Raw genomic sequence first — 6,842 nt, 5'->3', positions numbered from 1 at the left:
CAGCCGAATGGCCGTTGCCGCCGACATCGACCAGAAGCCGCCGATGACGATCCCAATGAGCGCTCTGCCCAGCATATAAACCGGGAAACTGGACGCCAGGGCAATAATCACCCCAGAGGCTGCCATCAACGCCGTGAGCCCCAGCAGCAGCCATTTACGGTCCAGCGATCCGGTAAGACGGGATATCGTCAGGCTGGTCAGTACCGCCAGCGCGCCAGAAAGCGCAATGCCCTGACCGGCTAATCCCTCGGTAATGTGTAAATCACCCGCGATGGGTGTCAACAGACTGACCGGCATAAATTCTGAGGCAATGAGCACAAATACGCAGAGCGTCATCGCCAGGACGCCGCTCCAGTGTGCCCGGGTGTGACCTAATGCAGACATTATTTCTCTCCGACAAGACAAAGCCGCCCGCAGGCGCGTGGCGGCTTTGGGGATGTCTCCGGCACAGGAGATCTATTTCAGGTTGGTTTTAAAAAATTGCGCGAACGTCGCAAAGGGAATTTTGCCCGCGACGTTGTCATAGAGATCGACGTGGTTTGCGCCTGGGACAATCACCAGCGCTTTCTCTTTACTGCCGATGGCCTTAAAGGCATCTTCGGCAAAATAGCGTGAATGGGCTTTTTCGCCGGTCACGATAAGCGTCGGAATAGTCACTTCGCTGGCGTAACTCAGCAGCGGCATATTCATAAACGACAGCGGCATCGTCGCATTCCAGGCCCCGGTTGAATTAACCGAACGCGGATGGAAACCACGCGGCATACGGTAATAATCGAAGAACTCTTTCAGGACCGGGTTGGGGTTGGCGGGCAAGGTTTCCGGCAAAATACGATCGGCAGCGCTGATGTTGCCTTTATCATCAACATATATGTCATGCCCACCGGGGGCGGAAGTGCCGTTTGCCGCATCCTTCCAGCGCTGCGCGTTCAAGTACTGCAGTACCGCTCGGCGGTCGGCTGTCGTGTAGCGGTCTTTGCCATCGCCCACTCCATGCCCCATCGCGCGGCTCATGTCATACATTACGCTGGTCGCCACCGCTTTGACGCGTGTATCCATCGCCGCGTCGTTTAGGGCCATACCGCCCCAGCCACAAATGCCGAGCAAACCGATACGGTTGCGATCCACCTCTTTTTGCAGGCCCAGAAAGTCCACCGCGGCACTAAAATCCTCGGTATTGATATCCGGTGAGGCCACGTTGCGTGGGTAGCCACCGCTTTCGCCCGTATACGATGGGTCAAATGCCAGGGTGACAAAACCTTGTTCGGCCAGCGTCTGGGCATACAGGCCGCTGGACTGCTCTTTTACCGCGCCGAAGGGACCGCTCACGGCAATAGCTGCCAGTTTGCGTTCACCGCGATCCTTCGGCAGGTAGAGATCGCCAACTAAGGTTATCCCGTAGCGGTTCTGGAAGGTCACCTTACGGTGATCCACTTTCAAGCTCTCAGCAAACGTTTTATCCCATTGTTCAATCAGTGAAACAGGCGCATTCGGGTTAGTTGTCTCAGCAGAGCTCATCGTTGTGACTCCAGTTAATGAGGCGCAAAGCAGCATGGCGGGTATCGCGGCTGTCAGTTTTTTGGTGAAAACCGTCATCAAAATTCCCCTAAATAAACGTGATCAATGCAAGTCTTCAGTAGACAACGCTGCTGTGCTTTGTTGTCGTGCGCTTAGTGTAGCCAGCAGTAATGGTTCTGATTAGAGGCTGAAAAATGCTAAAATTAATACCATATTGTTCTAAATGGCATCTGGGTGACGAGGCAGGATAATGGCGAAACGGGAAAACTATAATGACCTTTATCTGTTTATGCAGGTGGTACGGGAAGGCAGTTTTACCGCCGCAGCGCAACGACTTGGCCTGGCGCAGTCCGGGGTAAGCCGTGCGGTTCGTGAACTTGAAGAGCGGCTGGGCGTTCAGCTTCTGGTGCGTACCACCCGCCGGTTGTCGCTCACCCAGGCAGGTGAGCAGCTCTATCACAACGTCGAATCCGGTTTCGACGCCTTAGATATGGGACTCGCCACGCTGGCCCACTATCGTCAAACGCCCTCCGGTACGGTACGCATCAATGCCAGCCAGCATGCCATTGATAAAGTCCTGCTGCCGAAGCTGGCAGTATTTAAACAACGCTATCCCGATATCAGACTGGAACTGATCAGCGAAAGCCGGTTTGTCGATATTATTGCGCAGCGATTTGATGCGGGCGTACGTCTGGGCCCGGAAGTCGGAAGCGGCATGATTGCGGTACGCATTTCGCCCGATATGGAGATGGCGGTGGTGGGTACACCGGAACATTTTCGCCGCTACGGCTTTCCACAAACGCCCGCCGATTTAGTCGCCCACCCCTGCATCGCTTATCAGTTCGGCGACGGCAGCCTTTACGCCTGGGAACTTAATGTGGATGGAAAAAAAACCCCCCCCCCGCCTCAGGGACAGTGGGCTTTCGCCGATAGCTATATGGAGGCCAAAGCGGCGAGGCTCGGTCTGGGGCTGGCCTATGTCCCGGAAGAGCTGATTACCGACGATCTAGCCCAGGGCACACTTATCCGGGTGCTCCAGCGTTATAGCCAGCGTCTGGAAGGTTCATTTCTCTATTACCCGCACCGCAATGTGTCGCCCGCGCTGAGAGCGGTCATTGATACATTGCGAATGTAGCTGAGGTTGCCTGCAGGCAGCAGGCAACCGGTAGTGGCCGGTGACAGCTTCTGTACTCGGACCTGTCATTTAATTCCGATCGATGCAAACAGTAATGCCAGACGGAAATGAATTTATATAAATATTAATTTTGTGAGTTATGTACTTCATTATAAAGTTTAGAAGCAGCACCTCTGCGTAACAAGCTAAAAAAGCAAATAATCGTAAAGATGAAGGGGTAAATAGCCAAAACCCATGCCAGTTTTTGATTTTTAATAATATTATTTATAGTATCACTCAACGAACCACTTGAAAAGTTCTCACAAATCCTGTCAACCGAGCGCACACTTATCCCCGCTTTTTCTGAGAAAACCGTTTTATCGAAATCTTCACTTTCACACTGTTTTTTATCGAGCTTCCACTCAGTCCAGTTCAGGGGAAGGTAATTATTGGTCCAGATCGAACTCTCAGCAATATGATCATTAATCCAAACCCATGACTTGTCGTCGCCTAATCGTACTAGTGCGGATGGCTTCAATGCCAGCAACATAAAATTTGATAATAGCAGCATAGTTAACACACAAGAGACAAATACACCAACATTAGCGATAAATAATGGTTTTATTGCCTTAAGCGTTGATATTTCAAACCATCCTTTCGCGGCTGTGACATGACGAATATCTATATTTTTCTTTTTCGTCCAGTTAATCAGTGACTTGATCTCTTCTTTATTTCTTGCGCCGACATTAAATAAAACATTAAAACGTTCAACATCATTTCTCTCATTGAAATATGCATTTATTTTACCGTCGTGAAACGTTTTCCCTCCCAGGCAGAACTCCCATAGCCGGTTCAATAAAGAATATGCGGATCCTGCCCGTTTCCAGATAAACACTCCTAATAAACCAAAAGTAACAAAAATTAACGCGCTATTTATCAGTCCATCAAAATTCCATATCGAAGAAATTAAACTTTCCATCTAGCCCCTCTTAATCATCCCGCTAATCGTATGCTCAGCAATCACACCACAGCATCATTACAAAATAAATATTTTTTAACTGCAACTTTTCTTATCCAGCGCACAAGGTCATTGCCGATATCTTCTTATACGCAGGCCACAACTATACGTCACGCTCTTCTGCTACTTGAGCCTTACATTCCACCTCAGTGCTGCTACGCTATCTCTGAGAAAATGGCGAAGGAGATATAATGAAAGTCCTTAATATCCTGATCCGTCGATGCGTGCTGATTGCCCGCTTTGAAGAAACCGTTTCGTTTTATGAACATCTCATTTCGCAAAAGGCAAGGTTACGTTTTGACTATCCCGAATACGATCTCAAACTGGCGCAGGTGGGTTCCGTGCTTTTAATTGGCGGAACCGAGCAAAGCCTGGCTCCGTTTCGCGCCACCGAGGCCACTTTCCTGGTAAACGACATTACCGCCTGGGAGAAACATCTGCCTTCCACCGGGGCAACGATTATCAACCCGGTGAAGGCCGTGCCCACCGGCTGGAACATGCTGGTTCGGCATCCGGATGGCATGATTGCCGAATACGTTGAGCATCATGATAAAAACCCGGCGGATGAGATCTTCTGATGCTTCGCGACCAGATGGTAGAACCTGGCATCATTTGGCCATACTGCCAGAAAAGTGAGACTTTCTACTGTGGCGCGAGAAGGAGAGCAGGAGAAACTGGCGCGGCAAGACGCGCCAGCTCTGGGTTTATACGTGGTTACCTTGCGTTATCAGGCAACCAGTACCGGTTAGTGCTTCACGATATACATGGTACGGCTGTAGGCCACATCTTCCGGGTTGGTGATCGGGTAGCCTTTCAGCCACGGCTTAATCAATCGGCCGTTAGTGTACTGGTAGATCGGCGCGATCGGCGCTTTGACCATAATGATCTTTTCCGCCGCGTTGTAATCGTCGTTACGCGCTTTGGCCGAATTCTCTACCGCCGCCTGGGCGAGGATTTTGTCGTACGCCGGATCGTTAAAGCGCGAGATATTTCCGCTGTGGGTGGAGGTCAGCAGCGACAGGAAGGTGGACGGCTCGTTGTAGTCCCCTACCCACGAAGCGCGGATCACGTCGAAATTGCCGGTGTTACGGCTGTCGATATAGGTTTTCCACTCCTGGTTCTGCAGCTTCACTTCCACGCCGAGGTTTTTCTTCCACATCGACGCCACCGCGATGGCAATTTTCTGGTGGTTCTCAGAGGTGTTATACAGCAGCGTCAGCTTCAGCGGACGATTCGGGCCATAGCCCGCGGCAGCCAGCAGGGCTTTCGCCTGGGCATTAAGCTCAGCCTGACTCATGCTCTCAAACTGTGACGGCTGGGGGGTGAAGCCCGCCGTCACGTCCGGCGTGAAGCGCCAGGCCGGTTTTTCCCCGGTCCCCAGTACTTTCTCCGCCATCACCCGGCGATCGATGGTCATGCTCAGCGCCAGGCGTACCCGCTCATCCGCCGTCGGCCCCTTTTGGGTATTGAAAGCGTAATAGTAGGTACCCAGCTGCGGCGGGGTATACACCTGCCCCGGAATATCCTTCAGCAGTTTCTGGTACATATTTTTCGGGAAAGACTCGGTGATATCGATATCCCCTGCAAGATAGCGCTTGGTGGCGGCGGACTCCTGGTTAATCGGCACAAAGGTGACCTGCTGGATCACCGTTTTGGCGTTATCCCAGTAGTGCGTGTTCGGCACCACCACCAGCTTCTCATTGACCACACGGTCTTTCAGAACATAGGCGCCGTTGCCCACCAGGCTGCCGGGCCGCGTCCAGTTCGCCCCGCTGTCGACATTCGCCTTTTGCACCGGATAGAAGGCAAAGCTGGCGGTCAGGTTGCTGAACCACGGCAGTGGTTTATCCAGCTGCACCCGCAGGGTGTGGGCGTCGACGGCGGTGACTCCCAGGGTCTCCGGCGCGGCTTTGCCGTCAATAATGTTCTGCGCGTTAGCGATCCCCGCCAGCGCCGCGAACCAGGCGAACGGCGAAGTGGTTTTCGGATCCACCAGACGCTGCCAGCTATAGACGAAATCTTCGGCAGTAACCGGCGTGCCGTCGGACCAGCGGGCATTATCACGCAGGGTAAAGGTCCAGACGCGGTTATCGTTGCTCTGCCAGCGGGTCGCTACGCCTGGAACCAGGTTGCCTTTCGCATCCTGATTGACTAAACCTTCAAACAGATCGCGGATCACCTGGATTTCCGGCAGGCCCACCGCTTTGGCGGGATCTAACGAGGCGGGTTCATCTTTGATATGGCGCACTAACAGCTGTTTTTCCGCCAGTACCGTGCCCGGCGGTACGTCAGCCGCCCAGGCCAGAGAAGATACGCTGGCTAACCACAGCGCGCCGCATGTCAAAGCGACAGGATACTTCATAAGATCCCCTTTAAAATGAAAAAAATACCGCCAACAGAGCGATAATTATTTGTTTCATCACCTGAAATTGCAAACGACATATGATAGAAAATTGATGTGCCGTCGGATTTCACGCCTCAGGGAATGGGTTTGATCCCGATACGCTTTTCGCCAACACTAAATAATAACGACACACAGGAAGCCCTATGTCTATTTCACGTCCTCGCCCGCAGCGCGGCGACTTTCCGCCGGGAACCCGGCAGTATGGCAGCTCGGAACTGGGCGCGCCGCTGCTGTGGTTTCCTGCGCCGCAGGCCGACAGCCGTAGCGGGCTGATTATTGCCGGTACCCACGGTGATGAGAATTCGTCGATTGTGACCCTCTCCTGCGCCCTGCGCACCCTGAAACCCGAGCTGCGCCGCCACCACGTGGTGCTGACGGTCAATCCTGACGGCTGTCAGCTCGGGCTGCGCGCCAATGCCCGCGGCGTTGACCTCAACCGTAACTTTCCGGCAGCCAACTGGAAGCAAGGGGAAACGGTTTACCGCTGGAATAGCGCGGCGGCGGAGCGCGACGTGGTGCTGTTGACCGGTGAGCAGCCGGGTTCGGAACGGGAGACCGAGGCCCTGTGTCAGTTGATCCATCAGATTCATCCGGCGTGGGTGGTCTCCTTTCACGATCCGCTGGCCTGTATCGAAGATCCTGGCCACAGCCCGCTGGGTCGCTGGCTGGCCGACGCCTTCTCCCTGCCGCTGGTGGGCAGCGTGGGCTACGACACGCCGGGCTCCTTTGGCAGCTGGTGCGCCGATATCGGACTCCCCTGCATCACCGCCGAGTTCCCGCCGGTCTCCGCC

Annotated in this window: 8 protein-coding genes; 3 read left to right on the top strand and 5 right to left on the bottom strand. The window is 53.6% G+C overall.

The window, feature by feature from the left end; all coding sequences use genetic code 11:
* On the bottom strand, positions 1-384 hold a 384-nt coding region (locus HMPREF9538_RS02250; protein ID WP_148671946.1), incomplete at its 3' end, for an MFS transporter.
* Between the two features lie 72 nt (positions 385-456).
* Positions 457-1,593: an alpha/beta hydrolase gene (locus HMPREF9538_RS02255; RefSeq protein ID WP_004148151.1), complete on the bottom strand. Its 1,137-nt coding sequence runs from the start codon at positions 1,591-1,593 to the stop codon at positions 457-459.
* A gap of 172 nt (positions 1,594-1,765) precedes the next feature.
* Here HMPREF9538_RS02255 and HMPREF9538_RS02260 point away from each other — a divergent pair, with 172 nt between their 5' ends.
* Complete coding sequence (locus HMPREF9538_RS02260; protein ID WP_009486313.1) at positions 1,766-2,650, top strand: LysR family transcriptional regulator; 885 nt, start codon at positions 1,766-1,768, stop codon at positions 2,648-2,650.
* Between the two features lie 124 nt (positions 2,651-2,774).
* On the opposite strand, the gene HMPREF9538_RS02265 is transcribed toward HMPREF9538_RS02260, so the two are convergent.
* Entirely contained in the window at positions 2,775-3,608 is an 834-nt protein-coding gene (locus tag HMPREF9538_RS02265; protein WP_004176445.1) for a DUF6216 family protein, read from the bottom strand.
* 230 nt (positions 3,609-3,838) lie between these two features.
* Between HMPREF9538_RS02265 and HMPREF9538_RS02270 the strand changes: the two genes are divergently transcribed.
* Positions 3,839-4,225 (top strand): VOC family protein, encoded by a 387-nt coding sequence (locus HMPREF9538_RS02270; protein ID WP_004152136.1) that lies wholly within the window; start codon positions 3,839-3,841, stop codon positions 4,223-4,225.
* Between the two features lie 167 nt (positions 4,226-4,392).
* Here HMPREF9538_RS02270 and HMPREF9538_RS02275 read toward each other — a convergent pair whose 3' ends face one another.
* Both HMPREF9538_RS02275 and HMPREF9538_RS32495 read right to left on the bottom strand, forming a co-directional pair.
* Positions 4,393-6,009 (bottom strand): peptide ABC transporter substrate-binding protein, encoded by a 1,617-nt coding sequence (locus HMPREF9538_RS02275; protein ID WP_004176446.1) that lies wholly within the window; start codon positions 6,007-6,009, stop codon positions 4,393-4,395.
* Entirely contained in the window at positions 6,006-6,122 is a 117-nt protein-coding gene (locus tag HMPREF9538_RS32495) for a hypothetical protein (protein WP_004148146.1), read from the bottom strand. The genes HMPREF9538_RS02275 and HMPREF9538_RS32495 overlap by 4 nt, the downstream gene beginning before the upstream one ends.
* Before the next feature lie 72 nt (positions 6,123-6,194).
* Here HMPREF9538_RS32495 and mpaA point away from each other — a divergent pair.
* A partial coding sequence (gene mpaA / locus HMPREF9538_RS0128505) for a murein tripeptide amidase MpaA (RefSeq protein WP_032457266.1) occupies positions 6,195-6,842 on the top strand: 648 nt, incomplete at its 3' end.

This window comes from Klebsiella sp. MS 92-3 (assembly GCF_000195655.1).
In the GTDB taxonomy this organism is placed as follows: Bacteria; Pseudomonadota; Gammaproteobacteria; order Enterobacterales; family Enterobacteriaceae; genus Klebsiella; species Klebsiella pneumoniae.
Note: the sequence above shows the minus strand (reverse complement) of the source record. Positions and strands in the feature narration are given on the sequence as shown.

Bases quoted from the DNA above. Each gene is read 5' to 3' on its own strand.
- HMPREF9538_RS02270 (WP_004152136.1), top strand. From the start codon at position 3,839: ATGAAAGTCCTTAATATCCTGATCCGTCGATGCGTGCTGATTGCCCGC.
- HMPREF9538_RS02275 (WP_004176446.1), bottom strand. From the start codon at position 6,009: ATGAAGTATCCTGTCGCTTTGACATGCGGCGCGCTGTGGTTAGCCAGC.
- HMPREF9538_RS02265 (WP_004176445.1), bottom strand. From the start codon at position 3,608: ATGGAAAGTTTAATTTCTTCGATATGGAATTTTGATGGACTGATAAAT.
- HMPREF9538_RS02255 (WP_004148151.1), bottom strand. From the start codon at position 1,593: ATGACGGTTTTCACCAAAAAACTGACAGCCGCGATACCCGCCATGCTG.
- HMPREF9538_RS02260 (WP_009486313.1), top strand. From the start codon at position 1,766: ATGGCGAAACGGGAAAACTATAATGACCTTTATCTGTTTATGCAGGTG.